The sequence below is a fragment of the Agrococcus beijingensis genome, assembly GCF_030758955.1.
GTDB classification, from domain to species: Bacteria; Actinomycetota; Actinomycetes; order Actinomycetales; family Microbacteriaceae; genus Agrococcus; species Agrococcus beijingensis.
The window spans coordinates 1,379,740-1,394,940 of record NZ_CP132360.1; the positions used below are offsets into that span (position 1 = coordinate 1,379,740).

Below are 15,201 nucleotides of genomic sequence, written 5' to 3' on the forward strand. Positions count from 1 at the left end.
TACTGAACGTTCGGTCACTAATTCATTTCCGGGCGCTACCACCTGGAGGAGTCGACGATGACGCTCACCGCACCCGACGCATCCGCCGCCCGCCACCCTGCGGGCCCGAGCGGCGAGGAGCTCGCCGAGCTGCAGGCCCGCTTCGACGCGATCATCGAGGCGGACCAGCGCATCGAGCCGCGCGACTGGATGCCCGACGCGTACCGCAAGACGCTGATCAGGCAGATCTCGCAGCACGCGCACTCCGAGATCATCGGCATGCAGCCCGAGGGCAACTGGATCTCGCGCGCGCCCAGCCTGAAGCGCAAGGCCATCCTGATGGCCAAGGTGCAGGACGAGGCGGGCCACGGGCTCTACCTCTACTCGGCCGCCCAGACGCTCGGCATCAGCCGCGACGAGATGACCGAGCAGCTCATCGAGTCGCGCGCCCGCTACTCGTCGATCTTCAACTACCCCACGCCCACCTGGGCCGACATGGGCGCGATCGGCTGGCTCGTCGACGGCGCCGCGATCTGCAACCAGGTGCCGCTGTGCCGCGCCTCGTACGGCCCCTACGGCCGCGCGATGGTGCGCATCTGCAAGGAGGAGTCGTTCCACCAGCGGCAGGGCTTCGAGATCCTGCTCGAGCTCAGCCAGGGCACCGAGGCGCAGCACCGCATGGCGCAGGAGTCGGTGGACCGCTGGTACTGGCCGGCGCTCATGATGTTCGGCCCGCCCGACGACGAGTCGCCGAACTCGGCGCAGTCGATGGCGTGGAAGATCAAGCGCTTCTCGAACGACGAGCTGCGGCAGCGCTTCGTCGGCATGCTCGTGCCGCAGGCCGAGGTGCTGGGCCTCACGCTGCCCGACCCGAACCTGCGCTGGAACGACGAGACGAAGAGCTGGGACATGTCGGAGATCGACTGGACCGAGTTCAACGAGGTGCTCGCCGGCCGCGGCCCCGCGAACGCGCAGCGCATCCAGCACCGCCGCGAGGCGCACGAGGACGGCGCCTGGGTGCGCGAGGCGGCCGCCGCGTATGCGCGCCGTGGCTGAGGGTGAAGGCCATTTCTGGCCTTCACCGCCACGGCTAGCGCCGGGGTCCGTCCCGGGCCCCGGTCCTGCAGAGCAATCGATCATGAGGGAGACGAAGATGTCGACACCCGGAGACGTCGCCGGCGAGGGCTGGCCCCTGTACGAGGTGTTCGTGCGCGCCAACCGCGGCCTGAGCCACGTGCACGTCGGCTCGCTGCACGCGCCCGACGACGACATGGCGCTGCGCAACGCGCGCGACCTCTACACCCGCCGCAACGAGGGCGTCTCGGTGTGGGTGGCCCGCTCGACCGCCATCACCACGAGCGACCCCGACATGAAGGGCGCCTTCTTCGAGAGCCCCGCGGGCAAGAACTACCGCCACGCGAAGTACTACGAGAAGAGCGCGGAGGTGCCCCACCTGTGAACGCGCAGCCGCAGCGCGATGCCGCAGCCATCGCCGCAGAGCACCAGGCCGACACCGAAGCCGTGCACGGCGACGTGAGCGTCGACGAGACGACCCTCTCGGCAGAGCTGGCGGGGGCGGATGCGTCGGCGACGGCGAGCGCGGACGTCGCGGAGTACGCGATGCGGCTCGGCGACGACGCGCTGATCCTCTCGCAGCGCCTCGGCTGGTGGATCTCGCGGGCCCCCGAGCTCGAGGAGGACATGGCGCTCGGCAACATCGCGCTCGACCTGCTCGGGCACGCCCGCAGCCTCCTGCACTACGCGGGCAGCGCATCCGGCCGTTCCGAGGACGACCTGGCCTACTGGCGCGACGAGCCCGAGTTCCGCTGCGCGTGGCTCTTCGAGCAGCCGAACGGCGACTTCGCGCACACGATCGCGCGCGGACTCATCGCGTCGATCTGGATGCAGGAGCTCTACACGGCGCTGTCGCAGTCGACGGATGCGTCGCTGGCGGCCATCGGGGCGAAGTCGGTCAAGGAGGTGGCCTACCACCGCGACCACGCCGTGCAGTGGACGCTGCGCCTGGCCGGCGGCACCGACGAGTCGCGCCGCCGCCTGCTGGTGGCGCTGACCGACCTGTGGCCGTACACCGACGAGCTGTTCCGCGACGACGAGCTGCACGAGCGCCTGGAGGGCGTCGCGCCGCGGCCGTCGGGCCTGCGCGCGGGATTCGATGAGATCTGGAGCGCGGTGCTCGCCGAGGCCGAGATCACCGAGGCCGACTTCACGAACTCGAAGATCGGCCAGTCGTCGGGCGGCGGCCGCCACGGCAACCACTCCACGCACCTGGGGCCGTTGCTGGCCGAGATGCAGGTGCTGGCCCGAGCGCACCCGGGAGCCTCCTGGTGAACAGCACCACCGCATCCGCCCCCTCGGTCGTCGAAGCCCGTCGCATCGCGGCGACCGTCGTCGACCCCGAGGTGCCGGTGCTCACCATCGACGACCTCGGCGTGCTGCGCGACGTGCGGCTCGACGGCCAGACGGTCGTCGTCACCCTCACCCCCACCTACTCGGGCTGCCCGGCGATCGACCAGATGCGCGACGACGTGCTGCTGACGCTCACCGCGGAGGGCTTCACGCACGTGCGGGTCGACTTCACGCTCAGCCCCGCGTGGACGACCGACTGGATGAGCGAGGCCGGCAAGCAGAAGCTCGAGCAGTACGGCATCGCCCCGCCCACGCACCGCGCGGGCGAGCGCTCGGGCCCGATCCCGCTGTCGCTGGGCGTCAAGTGCCCGCGCTGCGGCAGCCTGCGCACGCGCGAGGTGTCGCGCTTCGGCTCGACCGCCTGCAAGAGCCACTTCGAGTGCCTCGCGTGCCTCGAGCCCTTCGACCACTTCAAGGTGCATTGACATGGCGGCGATCAACTTGGGCTCGACCGGGCTGGGGATGGGCGCGGCGCGCCGGCGCGGGCAGTTCCACGCGCTCGAGGTCGCCGACGTGCGGCCGCTGACCGCCGAGTCGGTCGAGGTCACCTTCGCGGTGCCCGACGAGCTGGAGGATGCGTTCGGCTACGTCGCCGGCCAGCACCTGGCGCTGCGCGCGACCATCGACGGGCAGGAGATGCGCCGCTCGTACTCGATCTGCCGGCCACCCAGCCCTGGCGCGATCTCGGTGGCCATCAAGCGCGACCTCGGCGGCCGCTTCTCGACCTGGGCGAACACCGAGCTGCAGGCGGGCGACCGCATCGACGTGATGAGCCCGCAGGGCACCTTCACCTCGGCGCTCGACGACGTCGACGGCGCGCACGTCGTGGGCATCGCCGCGGGCTCGGGCATCACGCCCATGATGGCGCTCGCGCACGAGGTGCTCTCGCGCTCCGACACCTCGACCTTCTCGCTGCTGTTCTCGAACCGCTCGACGCTCGACGTGATGTTCATCGAGGAGCTCGCCGACCTCAAGGACCGCTACCCCGCGCGCCTCGCGCTGCACCACGTGCTCTCGCGCGAGCAGCGCGCGTCGCCGCTGATGTCGGGCCGGCTCGACCAGGAGCGGCTCGAGACGATCCTCGCGCAGCTGATCCGCCCCGAGTCGGTCGACGAGTGGTTCCTCTGCGGGCCGTTCGAGCTCGTGCAGCTGTGCCGCGACGTGCTGGGGGCGAAGGGCGTCGACCCGGCGCACGTGCGCTTCGAGCTCTTCACCACAGGCAAGCCGGATGCCGCCGGTGGCGACCGCGGGCGGCCCGTGCAGGTGGCGGCGGGCGAAGGCACCTGGACGCTCGACTTCACCCTCGACGGGCAGTCGTCGCAGGTGGAGTCGCCCACGTCGGCGCGCGAGTCGATCCTGAACGCGGCGCTGCGGGTGCGGCCCGACGTGCCGTTCGCCTGCGCGGGCGGCGTCTGCGGCACCTGCCGCGCGAAGGTCGTGTCGGGCAGCGTGAGCATGACCGAGAACTACGCGCTCGAGCCCGACGAGCTCGAGCGCGGCTACGTCCTCACCTGCCAGTCGCACCCGAAGGGCGACACGACCAGGGTGGTCGTCGACTACGACATTTGAGCCCGGAGGACTCACCCTTGTGGTGAGTCTGTAGGGCTCAAGATCGAGTAGCCGCCGCAGGCGGCGTATCGAGATCCGGTCACGCATCTCGCTACGGCCCTGCGGGCATACTCGAGACCTGTGTCCGAGTGAAGGGGTTCCCATGATCGAGCTGCAGATCACCGACGGCATCGCCGAGGTCGTGCTGAACGCGCCCGAGAAGCGCAACGCGCTCGACGCATCCGCTCTCACTGAATTGGCGGATGCGTTCACTCGCGCCGAGCGGGCGGGCGTGCGCGCGCTCGTCCTGCGCGGCGAGGGCAAGGTGTTCTGCGCCGGCCGCGACATCTCGCAGGTCGACCCGCGCACCGACGACACGATCGGGTACCTGCGCGACGGCCTGCAGCCGCTGCTGCAGCAGATCGCCGCGTTCCCGGCGCCCACCTTCGCGGCCGTGCAGGGCGCGGCGCTCGGGGTCGGCCTCGGACTGCTGATCGCTACCGACGTGGTCTACGTCGCCGAGACCGCGAAGTTCGGCAGCCCGTTCGCGGCGCTCGGCGCCACGCTCGACTCGGGCGGCCACGCGCTCCTCTTCGAGCGGCTGGGCGCGCACCGCACGCTCGACCTGATCTACTCGGGCCGGCTGATGACCGGCGCCGAGGCGGTCGCCGCCGGCCTGTTCTCGCAGGCGCTGCCCGACGTGTCGCTGCTCGAGACGACGCGGGCCGCCGCGGCGCACGCGGCGCAGGGCCCGACGCTGGCGTTCATCGCGTCGAAGGAGCTGATCCGGGGCCTCCGCGACGAGCGGCTGGGGCTGTGGCAGTCGATGGGCGGCGAGAGCGCGGCGCAGGCAGCGCTGGCCGAGACCGTCGACTACCGCGAGGGCTTCGCGGCGTTCCAGCAGAAGCGCACGCCCACCTTCACCGGACGCGACTGAGCCCTGCCGGTCGACCCGACACGACGCATCCGCCCTCGCCCATGACCCGCATCGATCACCTCGCCGCGCTCGCCGACCTGCAGCAGCGGTTCCTCGACACGACCCGGCGCGCTGACCCGGCCACGCCGATCCCGTGGCTCGGCCGCTGGAAGGTCGAGCAGCTGGTGGTGCACCTGGCGCGCATCCACCACTGGGCGGCGGCGCAGGCGCGATGCGAGCAGGAGAGGCCGCTCGGACGCGGGCCGTTCGCCGACCTGCCCGGGCTCTACGCCGAGTGCGCGGCCGAGCTGCGGGCGACGCTCGCCGAGCTCGACCCCGACGCGCGCGCCTGGGCCCTCGTCGACGACGGCGTGCCCCGCGGCGAGCAGACCGGCACCGTGCGCTTCTGGCACCGCCGGCAGCTGCACGAGACGCTCGTGCACCTGTGGGATCTGCGCACCGCTGTCGGCGAGCCGCTCGGTGTCGACGGAACGCTCAGTGCCGACGGAACGCTCAGTGCCGACGACGCGCTCGGTGCCGACGACGCGTTCGCCGCCGATGAGGCGCTCTGGCTCGACTGCCTCGACGAGGTCGTCACCGTCATGCACCCGCGGCAGCTGCGGCTCGAGCGCGTGCCGCCGCCCGCGGCCCGGCTCGTCTTCCGACCTGCAGGGGCGGATGCCTCCCTCGCACTCACCGGGGCACCCGACGGCGCCGCCGAGATCGTCATCGCCGGGCCGGCACGGTCGCTGGCGCTGCTGGCCTGGGGTCGCCTCGGGCTCGCTGCGGAGGGCATCGAGGTGCGCGGCGACCGCGACCTGGCTGCAGCCGTGCTGGATGCCGGCCTGACGCCGTAGGCGACTCGCGCGCGAACATCCGGTGAACGCGGCGGGATCGAGCTCCGCGGTGGGGGACAATGATCGCGTGACCAGCACCACCGCGCAGATCCCCGTCGGCCAGCCGCTCTACGGCGCGTCGTTCGGGGCGTCGATCAGGCGCTTCTTCCGCGGCTACGTGAAGTTCTCGGGCCGGGCGAGCCGCAGCGAGTTCTGGTGGGCGATGCTGTTCACCTTCCTCATCTCGCTCGTGGTGCAGGTGCCGTTCTGGATCGCCTGGGCCGCGGTGATGGCGTCGACGTTCCGAGCCGACTCCTTGAACCCGGGCTCGGCCGGCTTCGCGTCGGCGGAGGCGGAGATGCTCGGCTCGCTGGGCACGATGATGATCTTCGTCGTGCTGCTGTCGCTGGTGTCGCTCGCGATCGTGCTGCCGACCTACGCGGTCATGTGGCGGCGGCTGCAGGACGCGAACTTCCACGGTGCCCTCGCGCTGCTGAGCCTGGTCGGCTTCGGCATCGTGCCGATCATCATGTGCATCCTGCCCTCGAACCCGGCCGGAGTGCAGTACGACCCCGGTGCGCGGGCGCAGCTCGCGAGCGGCTACGGCGCGTACGGGCAGCAGCAGGCCTGGGCGCAGGACCCGTATGGGCAGCAGGCCTACGGCCAGGCGCCGCAGCAGTCGAGCAGCCCGGCCTACGGGCAGCCGACGAGCAGCCCGGCCTACGGCCAGCCCGCGGTCAGCCCCGCCTACGGACAGCCCTCCGGCGAGCAGCAGTACGGCGAGCCACAGTACGGAGCGCAGTCCTACGGCGGCCAGTCGTACGGCGGCCAGCCCTACGGGCAGCAGCCGCAGCAGCCCTGACCGGGGCGCCGGCGCGGCGCCGCTCCTGGGCAGCCGCTGCTCCATGGCGACCTCCGTCGGCCCGATCCGTGCAGGAGCCAACGGCGGCGCTCACCCGAGCAGCGCCGCCACGCGCTCGGCGGTGCCCCACGAGAGCGTCATGCCTGAGCCGCCGTGGCCGTAGGCGGCGATCACGCGCAGCGCCCGCCTCGGCACCTCCTCGATGCGCAGCGTGGCACGGCCGGGCCGCAGCCCGACCGCCCGCGACAGGATCCGCTGCCCGGCGACCGCCGGCACCAGCGCCTCGCAGCGCTCGATGATGGCCGCCTCGGTCGCCGGGTCGGGCTCGAGCGACGTCGCGCCCACATCGTGCGTGCCGCCCAGCACCACGCAATCGCGACGCGGCAGCACGTAGGTGAGCCCTGCCGGGTTCTCGTCGTCGATCACGAACGCGTCGATGCCCAACCCGTCGATGCCGAACCCGTCGATGCCGAACCCGTCGATGCCGAACCCGTCGACGCCGGGGTGCTCGACCCGCACCACCTGCCCGCGCACGGGCACCACGTTCGCGTCGTCGCCGAGCAGCGCTCCCCCGCGCGCCCCGGCGGCCACGACGACGACGTCGAAGTCGTGCGCCAGCGCATCCACGTCGTCGACGACCCGGCGCTCGAACCGCACGCCGAGCGCCGCGCACCGCGCCCGCAGCCACGGCAGGTACAGCGACATCGTGGCGAGCGGCGCGGTCGTGCTCATCGCGGTCGCACCGGCGCCCAGCGCAGCGGCCGCGACGCCGAAGGCGGGCAGGTCGGATGCGTGGACCTCGGTCGCGCGCAGCATGGTCGTCCAGGAGCGGTCGGGGTCGGGCGACCGCTCGATGATGAGGCCGCGGCGCAGGTCGATGCCCGCGTCGGGCTCGTGCGTCGCGAGCGCGGTGAGGCGCGCGAGCGTGGTGGCGAGCATGGTGTCGACGGCGGCGGAGCGCTCGGCGGCGTACGGGAACCAGACGGCGCCGGCGATCGCCGACGTCGTCTCGAGGGGCTCGAGGTCTGCCAGCACGGTGACGCGCCGACCGGCCGTCGCGAGCTCGTGCGCGATCGACAGCCCGATGACGCCGGCGCCCACCACCGCGATGCGCTCGCCCATGCTGCCTCCTCAACGTGTCAGGTGCTCGCTCGACGCGATTATCTCGTCGTGCACGCACCTGGCACGTTGAGATCAGTGGAGCGGGATCGCCTCGAGCGGATCGCCGCGGTCGACGTAGAGGGATGCGCCGGGCGCGGTCGCTGCCGCGAGCTGCGCCAGCGCGGCGGCCTCGAGCTCGGGGTGGCGGCCGTCGAGCGCGCCGACGCGGATGGCGACGACGAGGTCGAACGGCTGCTCGTCGCGCTTGAGCCGGAAGGTCTCGGCGGTCGAGACGCGGAAGTCGAGGCTGCCGTGGTCGGAAGCCCGCTCGGCGGCCTGGATCGCCGTCGGCGAGCGATCGACGCCCAGCACGTAGCCCTCGGCGCCGACGCGCGCGGCCATCGCCCGCGCGAGCGCGCCCGGGCCGCAGCCCACCTCGAGCACCCGCATGCCCGGTCGCAGCGGCAGCGCGTCGAGCACCGCCGCGAGTCGCGGGGAGAGATCTGCCATGACGCCTCCTCAGCTCGGTGCATGAGCGCCTTGGCCACTGAGCATGGCGGGGCGGTCGGGACCGCACAAGAGCGAACCCCCGACGATCGGCCGTCGGGGGTTCGCTGCGGCGCCGCTACATCGCGACCGTCGGCTGCTCGTCGACCGCCGTGACCCGCAGCTGGGCGTCGTCGACGTCGACCCGCACGGTGCCGGTCTCGAGCCCGCCGACGATGAGATCGGCGACCCGATCCTCGACCTCGCGCTGGATGAGCCTGCGCAGCGGCCGCGCGCCGTACTCGGGCTCGTAGCCGTGCTCCGCGAGCCACGCGAGCGCCGCATCCGTCACGTCGAGCTTCACGTCCTGCGCCGCGAGCCGGTCGCCCACGCGGTCGAGCAGCAGCGTGACGATCTGCCGCAGCTGCTCGGGCTCGAGCTTCTGGAACAGCACGATCTCGTCGATGCGGTTGATCAGCTCGGGGCGCATCTGCTCGCGCAGCCTGCCCATCACCTTCGCGCGCAGCTCCTCCTGGGAGCCCGCGCCGTCGCCGGCCTGGAAGCCGATGGGGCCCGACTTCGACGCGAGGAACTCGCCGCCGACGTTCGAGGTCATGATCACGACCGTGTTGCGGAAGTCGACCGTGCGGCCCTGGCCGTCGGTGAGGCGGCCGTCCTCGAGCACCTGCAGCAGCAGGTTGAAGACGTCGGGGTGCGCCTTCTCGATCTCGTCCAGCAGCACCACCGAGTAGGGCTGGCGGCGCACCTTCTCGGTGAGCTGACCGGCCTCGTCGTAGCCGACGTAGCCGGGAGGGGCGCCGATCAGGCGTGCGACCGTGTGGCGCTCGCCGAACTCCGACATGTCGAAGCGCACCAGCGCCGACTCCGAGCCGAACAGGCTCGACGCGAGCGTCTTCGCCAGCTCGGTCTTGCCGACGCCGGTCGGGCCGAGGAACAGGAACGAGCCGATCGGGCGGCCGGCGTCGCCGAGCCCCGACCGCGAGCGCCGCACGGCCTTCGCGACTGCCGTGACCGCATCCTCCTGACCGACGACGCGCTCGTGCAGCTCCTCCTCGAGGCGGCCCAGCCGCTGCCGGTCGCCCTCGGTGAGGCGCGACGCGGGGATGCCGGTCGCCCGCGCGACCACCTCGGCGATCTCCTCCTCGCCGACCTCGCCGTCATCGCCGGAGCCCGACTCGATCGACGCGTCGATGGCGGCGATCCGGTCGCGCAGGCGCGTCGCCTCCTCGAACTCCTCGGCCTCGACGGCCTGCCGCTTCTCGTCCAGGAGGTGCTCGCGCTCCTTCGCCAGCGCATCCACATCGACCTTCGCGCCGAGCCGCAGGCGCAGGCGCGCACCGGCCTGGTCGATCAGGTCGATCGCCTTGTCGGGCAGGAAGCGGTCGCTGATGTACCGGTGCGACAGCTCGACGGCGGCGCGGATCGCCTGGGGCGAGTACGAGACGCGGTGGTGCTCCTCGTAGGCGCTCTTCAGCCCCTCGAGGATCAGCACGGCGTCCTCCTCGCTCGGCTCCGACACCAGCACCGGCTGGAAGCGGCGGGTGAGCGCGGCATCCTTCTCGATGCGGCGGAACTCGGCGAGCGTGGTCGCGCCGATCATGTGCAGCTCGCCGCGGGCGAGGCGGGGCTTGAGGATGTTCGCTGCGTCCATGCCGCTGTCGCCGCCACCGCCGGCGCCGAGGATCGAGTGCAGCTCGTCGATGAAGACGATCAGCTCGTCCTTGTGCTCGGTGATCTCGTCCATCGCCTTGGTGATGCGCTCCTCGAAGTCGCCGCGGAAGCGCGTGCCGGCGACCATGGCCGTGAGGTCGAGCGCCACGACGCGCTTGCCGTGCAGCGACTTCGGCACGCCGCCCTCGACGATCGCGCGGGCGAGCCCCTCGACGATGGCGGTCTTGCCGACGCCGGCCTCGCCGATCAGCACCGGGTTGTTCTTGGTGCGGCGGGAGAGGATCTCGATGGTCTGCTCGATCTCGTCGGCGCGGCCGATCACGGGATCGAGCTTGCCGTCGCGGGCGCGCTGCGTGAGGTCGGAGCCGAACTCGTCGAGCGTCGGCGTGGTCGAGTCGGGGTCGACCTTGCTGCTGGGCTTGCCGGCCGCGATCGCGCGCTGCTCGGCAGCCTCGCGCTGCGCCTCGACCTGGGCGCGCTGCAGCGACTCCTGCGTGATGCCCGCCTCGGTGAGCACGCGGTTGACGGCGCTGTCGCCGGCGAGCAGGAAGGCGAAGAACAGGTGCTCGGGGTCGATGTAGCTCGAGCCGTTGGCGCGCGCCAGCTGGTAGGCGTCGCGCAGAGCGCGCTGGGCGGATGCGGTGAGTGACGGCGGTCCTTCGACCTCGCGTTCGCCGTCGGCCGGGAGGTGATCCTCGACCGTCGAGCGGAGCGCCTCGAGGTCGGCGCCGGCGCCGTGGACGGCGCCGACGACCTGCGGCAGCTCGAGCAGCGCGTGCAGCAGGTGCATCGCGTCGACCTCGGCGTGCTTGTGCTCGCGCGCGTACTCCACAGCGGTCGCGATGACCGATCCCATGCGGCGCGAGACGAGGCGCGAGAGATCGATGGAGCGGTGCGCGGGCGCGCGCTGCCCCTGCAGGATCCGGGCGATGAAGTCCTCGTACGATCCATCGCCGACCGGTCCGTAGATGGCTGCCATGTGCATCCCTTCAAGAACTTGAGTGTGCTCGACTCAAGTTAGAACATCGAAGGCGTGCGCGCATTCCCGTTCGCCCAGGGCGAGCGGACGACGAGCGCCCGTGCTCCGCAACGTACTGCGGCAGCGCGGGCGCGTCGACGGGTGGGTTCGCGGCTCAGCCGACCGCCTTCTTGACGAGCTCGCCCACCTGCTTGCGCACCGCATCCGTCACCTCGACGATCGCGAACGACGCCGGCCACATCGGGCCGTCGTCGAGCGACGCGTTGTCCTGGAACCCGAGGGTGCCGTAGCGCGCGTCGAACTTCGAGGCCTGCTGGTAGAAGACGAGCACCTTGCCGTCGCGGGCGTAGGCGGGGAAGCCGTACCACGTCTTCGGGTCGAGGCTCGGGGCGACCTCGGTGACCACCTCGTGGATCATCTGCGCGATCTGCTTGTCGGGCTCGGGCAGGGCGGCGATCGTGTCGACCACGTCCTGCAGATCCTTCTCCTTCTTGTTGCCGCCCTTGCGGCTCGCCTGCTTGCGCAGCTCTGCGGTGCGCTCCTTGAGCGCCTTGCGCTCCTCGGCGGAGAGGGTGCCGTCGTCTTCGGTGGCCATGCGGGGTTCCCTTCGGTCTTCGTCGTCGCGCGCATCGGCGCTGCCCCGATCATGGCGCGATCGGCCGCTCGCGCGCTTCTCCGATCCTGCTCGGGTGGCTCGGCGGCTCGCGCGGCGCGGACGCGCGGACCGGACGCGCGGACCGGACGCGCGGACCGGAGGCGCGGACCGGACGCGCGACGCGGACCCCGTTCACCGAATCCGACCTGGTGCACCAGGTCGGATTCGGTGTAAGGGGTCCGCGTTCTATTGGGGGGCGGATGCTGAGGGTTGCGACAGGCGGGCGCCTCAGGCACGCGGGCGCCTCAGGCACGCGGGCGTGTCAGGCGCGCGGGCGCTCAGGCACGCGGGCGCCTCAGGCGCGCGGGCGCTCAGGCACGCGGGCGCCTCAGGCACGCGGGCGCCTCAAGCACCCCAGGCAGGCGGGCGCCTCAGGCAGGCGGGCGCGTCAGGCGGTCGGCACGGGTGCGCGCCGCTCGTCGGAGGGCGCGCCCGAGGCGGGGTCCGCACCCGAGCCGGCGGACGCATCCGCCACCGCGTCGTCGGAGTCGTCGGCGAACGGCAGCCCCGAGCGCTCGGCGTTGTAGAGCTCGAGGTCGAGGATGCCCTCGCGCTTCGCGACGATCGTCGGCACGAGCGCCTGGCCGGCCACGTTCACGGCGGTGCGGCCCATGTCGAGGATCGGGTCGACGGCCAGGAGCAGGCCGACTCCCTCGAGCGGCAGGCCCAGGGTCGACAGCGTCAGCGTGAGCATGACCGTGGCGCCGGTGGTGCCCGCGGTCGCGGCCGAGCCGACGATCGAGACGAGCGCGATGAGCACGAAGTGCACGATCTGCAGCTCGATGCCGAAGAACTGGGCGACGAAGATGGCGGAGATCGCGGGGTAGATCGCCGCGCAGCCATCCATCTTGGTGGTGGTGCCGAAGGGCACGGCGAACGACGCGTACTCGCGCGGCACGCCGAGGTTGCGCTCGGTGACGCGCTGCGTGAGCGGCAGCGTGCCCATCGAGGAGCGGCTGACGAACCCGAGCTGCACGGCCGGCCAGACGCCCGAGAAGTACTGCCGGATCGAGAGCCCGTGCAGCTTCACCAGCGTCGGGTAGACGACGAACAGCACGAGCGCGAGGCCGATGTAGATCGCGACCACGAACCAGCCGAGGGTGCCGAGCTTCTCCCAGCCGTACTGCACGACCGCGTTGCCGAGCAGGCCGACGGTGCCGATCGGGGCGATGCGGATGATCCACCACAGCGCCTTCTGGATCACCTTGAGCGCCGACTCGGTGAACTCGAGGAACGGCGCGGCGCGCTTGCCGAGCTTGAGCGCGGCGACGCCGAGCGCGATCGCGACGACGATCACCTGCAGCACGTTGAAGCCCACGGTCGACGTGAGGTCGCCCTCGGCCGACGCCCGGGTCGAGACGGTCAGGCCGAGGAAGTTCTGCGGCACGAGGCCGATCAGGAAGTCCCACCAGGTGCCGACGCGGCTGGGCTCGGCGGTCTCGAGCGCGCCCGTGTCGACGCGCGAGCCGGGCTGCAGCGTGACGCCGAGCAGGATGCCGATCGTCACGGCGACGGCAGCGGTGATGGCGAACCACAGCAGCGTCTGGCCGGCGAGCCTGGCGGCGTTCTGCACGCGGCGGAGCTGCGCGATCGAGGCGATGATCGCGGTCAGGATGAGCGGCACCACGGCCGTCTTCAGCAGTGCCACGTAGCTCGAGCCGATCGTGGCGAGCGTCTCGGCGAGCGCGTTGTCGGCGCCGTCGGCGCTCGGGCCGAGCTGTCGGGCGATGAGGCCCAGCACGACGCCGAGCACGAGCGCTGCGGTGATCTGGAAACCGAACGATCCGAGGATCCGGCGGGCGCGCGAGAGCGGCGCCGGCGGGTGGGCTGTGGTCGACGTGGAGGACACGGTGCTCCTTGTGGATGCGTGGGACAGGGAAGGCGGGCGAGTACCGCCCGGGTGCGATTCATTTATATCGGGCATCAGGACTCGTTCTGACCAAACTGTCACGTGGCGTCACACGCGCGCGACCTGCGGATGCGTCGGCGTGGCCTCGGGAAGGCGGCGATGGATGAGAGGGCTCTCACCCATCGCTCCTGGTGGCCTCACGGGCGACGGCGAGAGTGATGGCAACAGGAAGCGGCCGGCAGGCTCGGCCACAGGAAGCAGGAGCACACCATGAACACGAAGTGGATCGCCATCGGCACCGTCGGAGCGCTCGGACTCGGTGCCCTCGCCGCCAGCGCCACCGGCATCGCCAACGCCGTCGAGCTGCGCAACGCCGACGGCAGCACCGTCGCCTCGGAGCAGGTGCGCGGCGACCTGCTGGAGCGCGGCACCGTCACGATCAACGCCACCGACGACCGCGCATCCGTCGTCTCGGCCACGTCGACGGCCACCGCCAACACCCCCGGCAGCTCGATGTCGCCCGACACCTCGATGTCGCCCGACACCTCGATGACCCCCGGCACCTCGATGACGCCCGACAGCCCCGCGACCCCGAGCCCCGCGACCCCGAGCCCTGCGACGCCGAGCCCGGCGACCCCGAGCCCGGCGACCCCGAGCCCGGTCTCCGTGGCATCGGTGCCGTCGGCGGTCAGCCCCATGACGGCCGGCTCGAACGACTGACCCGATCGCCTCGCACGGCAGCAGCGCCCCCGTCCTCCCCGGGGGCGCTGCTGCGTGCCGGGCGGAATGCCGCACTCGCGGCACCGGTTCGAGAGAGCATGCGCAAACGGATCGGGTTCCTCTCCTTCGGCCACTACCGCGACGTGCCCGGCTCGCGCGTGCCGACCCCCGGCGACTCGCTGCGCATGCACGTCGACCTCGCGGTCGCCGCCGAAGAAGCAGGCATGGACGGCGCTTGGGTGCGCGTGCACCACTTCGACCAGTCGCTCGCGACGCCCTACCCGCTGCTTGCGGCGATGGGCGCCCGCACCTCGACGCTCGAGCTCGGCACCGGCGTGATCGACCTGCGCTACGAGCAGCCGCTGGCGATGGCCGAGATCGCGAGCGCCACCGACCTGCTGGCCGGCGAGCGGCTGCAGCTGGGCATCTCGCGCGGCTCGCCCGAGCGAGCCGTCGACGGCCAGGAGAGGTTCGGGCTGCCGCAGCCCGAGGGCGTCAGCTGGTCTGATCTCGCCCGCGACCGCGCCGACCACGTGCGTCGGGCCCTGCGGGGCGAGCCGCAGGCCACCTCGGCGCTGGCCGCCGACCTCGGCAAGGCGCCCGACCTGCCCGTCGAGCCGCACTCCCCCGGCCTCGCCGACCGGCTCTGGTGGGGTGCCGGCAACCACGCCTCCGGGCTTTGGGCGGGTGAGCACGGCTACAACCTGCTCTCGTCGACGCTGCTGACGCAGGACGACGGGCGCCCCTTCCACGTGCAGCAGGCCGACCAGGTGCGCGGCTACCTCGAGGTGCACGCGCGGGCGGGCCACCGCATCCGCCCCCGCACCGCCGTGACGCGCAGCGCGTTCCCGTTCTTCAGCGACGACGACCGGCGCTACTTCGGGCTCGCCGACGAGCGCAACGACGGGCAGGGGCGCATCGAGGGCGACCTGGTGCGAGGCGGCCCCACGTACGCGGGCGAGCCCGAGCACGTCGCGAAGCGGTTGCTCGCCGACGACGCGGTGCAGGCGGCCGACACGGTGCTCTTCGCGCTGCCCAGCCAGCTCGGCTACGACTACAACGCCCACCTGCTCACGTCGCTCGTCGCGGTCGCGCGCGACCTGGGGTGGCAGGAGGGCTGACCGCGCCGCGCGCCACCCAGCGCGCTCGCG

Annotated in this window: 15 protein-coding genes; 10 read left to right on the forward strand and 5 right to left on the reverse strand. The window is 72.2% G+C overall.

The genetic code is table 11. From position 1 onward, the window contains the following. Positions 1–57: 57 nt before the first annotated feature. From paaA to Q9250_RS06625, 8 genes are all read left to right on the forward strand, one after another. The gene (paaA, locus tag Q9250_RS06590) at positions 58–1,035 is read left to right on the forward strand and encodes a 1,2-phenylacetyl-CoA epoxidase subunit PaaA (protein ID WP_306233794.1); all 978 of its coding nucleotides are present in this window, start codon (positions 58–60) and stop codon (positions 1,033–1,035) included. A 97-nt stretch (positions 1,036–1,132) separates the two neighbouring features. After that, positions 1,133–1,438 (forward strand): 1,2-phenylacetyl-CoA epoxidase subunit PaaB, encoded by a 306-nt coding sequence (gene paaB, locus Q9250_RS06595; RefSeq protein ID WP_306233934.1) that lies wholly within the window; start codon positions 1,133–1,135, stop codon positions 1,436–1,438. Further along, a complete protein-coding gene (gene paaC / locus Q9250_RS06600; protein ID WP_422665083.1) occupies positions 1,435–2,328 on the forward strand; it encodes a 1,2-phenylacetyl-CoA epoxidase subunit PaaC in 894 nt (297 codons plus the stop codon). Before paaB ends, paaC begins: the two co-directional genes overlap by 4 nt. Beyond that, positions 2,325–2,831 carry a 1,2-phenylacetyl-CoA epoxidase subunit PaaD gene (paaD, locus tag Q9250_RS06605; protein ID WP_306233795.1) on the forward strand — a complete coding sequence of 169 codons (507 nt, stop codon included), beginning with the start codon at positions 2,325–2,327 and terminating at the stop codon, positions 2,829–2,831. The genes paaC and paaD overlap by 4 nt, the downstream gene beginning before the upstream one ends. A gap of 1 nt (position 2,832) precedes the next feature. Continuing rightward, positions 2,833–3,975 (forward strand): 1,2-phenylacetyl-CoA epoxidase subunit PaaE, encoded by a 1,143-nt coding sequence (gene paaE / locus Q9250_RS06610; RefSeq protein WP_306233796.1) that lies wholly within the window; start codon positions 2,833–2,835, stop codon positions 3,973–3,975. Positions 3,976–4,117: 142 nt separating this feature from the next. Continuing rightward, entirely contained in the window at positions 4,118–4,891 is a 774-nt protein-coding gene (locus Q9250_RS06615) for an enoyl-CoA hydratase/isomerase family protein (RefSeq protein ID WP_306233797.1), read from the forward strand. Positions 4,892–4,932: 41 nt separating this feature from the next. After that, positions 4,933–5,727 carry a maleylpyruvate isomerase N-terminal domain-containing protein gene (locus Q9250_RS06620; RefSeq protein ID WP_306233798.1) on the forward strand — a complete coding sequence of 265 codons (795 nt, stop codon included), beginning with the start codon at positions 4,933–4,935 and terminating at the stop codon, positions 5,725–5,727. Positions 5,728–5,794: 67 nt separating this feature from the next. Further along, positions 5,795–6,568, forward strand: coding sequence for a DUF805 domain-containing protein (locus tag Q9250_RS06625; RefSeq protein WP_306233799.1), 774 nt, complete (start codon positions 5,795–5,797; stop codon positions 6,566–6,568). A 90-nt stretch (positions 6,569–6,658) separates the two neighbouring features. Here Q9250_RS06625 and Q9250_RS06630 read toward each other — a convergent pair whose 3' ends face one another. From Q9250_RS06630 to Q9250_RS06650, 5 genes are all read right to left on the reverse strand, one after another. Continuing rightward, the gene (locus tag Q9250_RS06630; RefSeq protein ID WP_306233800.1) at positions 6,659–7,690 is read right to left on the reverse strand and encodes an FAD-dependent oxidoreductase; all 1,032 of its coding nucleotides are present in this window, start codon (positions 7,688–7,690) and stop codon (positions 6,659–6,661) included. A 72-nt stretch (positions 7,691–7,762) separates the two neighbouring features. Continuing rightward, positions 7,763–8,179, reverse strand: coding sequence for an SAM-dependent methyltransferase (locus Q9250_RS06635; RefSeq protein ID WP_306233801.1), 417 nt, complete (start codon positions 8,177–8,179; stop codon positions 7,763–7,765). Between the two features lie 115 nt (positions 8,180–8,294). After that, positions 8,295–10,826 (reverse strand): ATP-dependent Clp protease ATP-binding subunit, encoded by a 2,532-nt coding sequence (locus Q9250_RS06640; RefSeq protein ID WP_306233802.1) that lies wholly within the window; start codon positions 10,824–10,826, stop codon positions 8,295–8,297. 154 nt (positions 10,827–10,980) lie between these two features. Next, positions 10,981–11,421, reverse strand: coding sequence for an iron chaperone (locus Q9250_RS06645; protein ID WP_306233803.1), 441 nt, complete (start codon positions 11,419–11,421; stop codon positions 10,981–10,983). Positions 11,422–11,869: 448 nt separating this feature from the next. Beyond that, complete coding sequence (locus Q9250_RS06650) at positions 11,870–13,330, reverse strand: dicarboxylate/amino acid:cation symporter (RefSeq protein WP_422665084.1); 1,461 nt, start codon at positions 13,328–13,330, stop codon at positions 11,870–11,872. A gap of 270 nt (positions 13,331–13,600) precedes the next feature. Between Q9250_RS06650 and Q9250_RS06655 the strand changes: the two genes are divergently transcribed. Both Q9250_RS06655 and Q9250_RS06660 read left to right on the forward strand, forming a co-directional pair. After that, the gene (locus Q9250_RS06655; protein ID WP_306233805.1) at positions 13,601–14,050 is read left to right on the forward strand and encodes a hypothetical protein; all 450 of its coding nucleotides are present in this window, start codon (positions 13,601–13,603) and stop codon (positions 14,048–14,050) included. Between the two features lie 98 nt (positions 14,051–14,148). Further along, on the forward strand, positions 14,149–15,171 hold the full coding sequence (locus Q9250_RS06660) for an LLM class flavin-dependent oxidoreductase (RefSeq protein ID WP_306233806.1): 1,023 nt from the start codon (positions 14,149–14,151) through the stop codon (positions 15,169–15,171). Positions 15,172–15,201 lie beyond the last annotated feature (30 nt).

Bases quoted from the DNA above. Each gene is read 5' to 3' on its own strand.
- paaA (WP_306233794.1), top strand. From the start codon at position 58: ATGACGCTCACCGCACCCGACGCATCCGCCGCCCGCCACCCTGCGGGC.
- paaB (WP_306233934.1), top strand. From the start codon at position 1,133: ATGTCGACACCCGGAGACGTCGCCGGCGAGGGCTGGCCCCTGTACGAG.
- paaE (WP_306233796.1), top strand. From the start codon at position 2,833: ATGGCGGCGATCAACTTGGGCTCGACCGGGCTGGGGATGGGCGCGGCG.
- Q9250_RS06615 (WP_306233797.1), top strand. From the start codon at position 4,118: ATGATCGAGCTGCAGATCACCGACGGCATCGCCGAGGTCGTGCTGAAC.
- Q9250_RS06620 (WP_306233798.1), top strand. From the start codon at position 4,933: ATGACCCGCATCGATCACCTCGCCGCGCTCGCCGACCTGCAGCAGCGG.
- Q9250_RS06630 (WP_306233800.1), bottom strand. From the start codon at position 7,690: ATGGGCGAGCGCATCGCGGTGGTGGGCGCCGGCGTCATCGGGCTGTCG.
- Q9250_RS06635 (WP_306233801.1), bottom strand. From the start codon at position 8,179: ATGGCAGATCTCTCCCCGCGACTCGCGGCGGTGCTCGACGCGCTGCCG.
- Q9250_RS06640 (WP_306233802.1), bottom strand. From the start codon at position 10,826: ATGGCAGCCATCTACGGACCGGTCGGCGATGGATCGTACGAGGACTTC.
- Q9250_RS06645 (WP_306233803.1), bottom strand. From the start codon at position 11,421: ATGGCCACCGAAGACGACGGCACCCTCTCCGCCGAGGAGCGCAAGGCG.
- Q9250_RS06655 (WP_306233805.1), top strand. From the start codon at position 13,601: ATGAACACGAAGTGGATCGCCATCGGCACCGTCGGAGCGCTCGGACTC.
- Q9250_RS06660 (WP_306233806.1), top strand. From the start codon at position 14,149: ATGCGCAAACGGATCGGGTTCCTCTCCTTCGGCCACTACCGCGACGTG.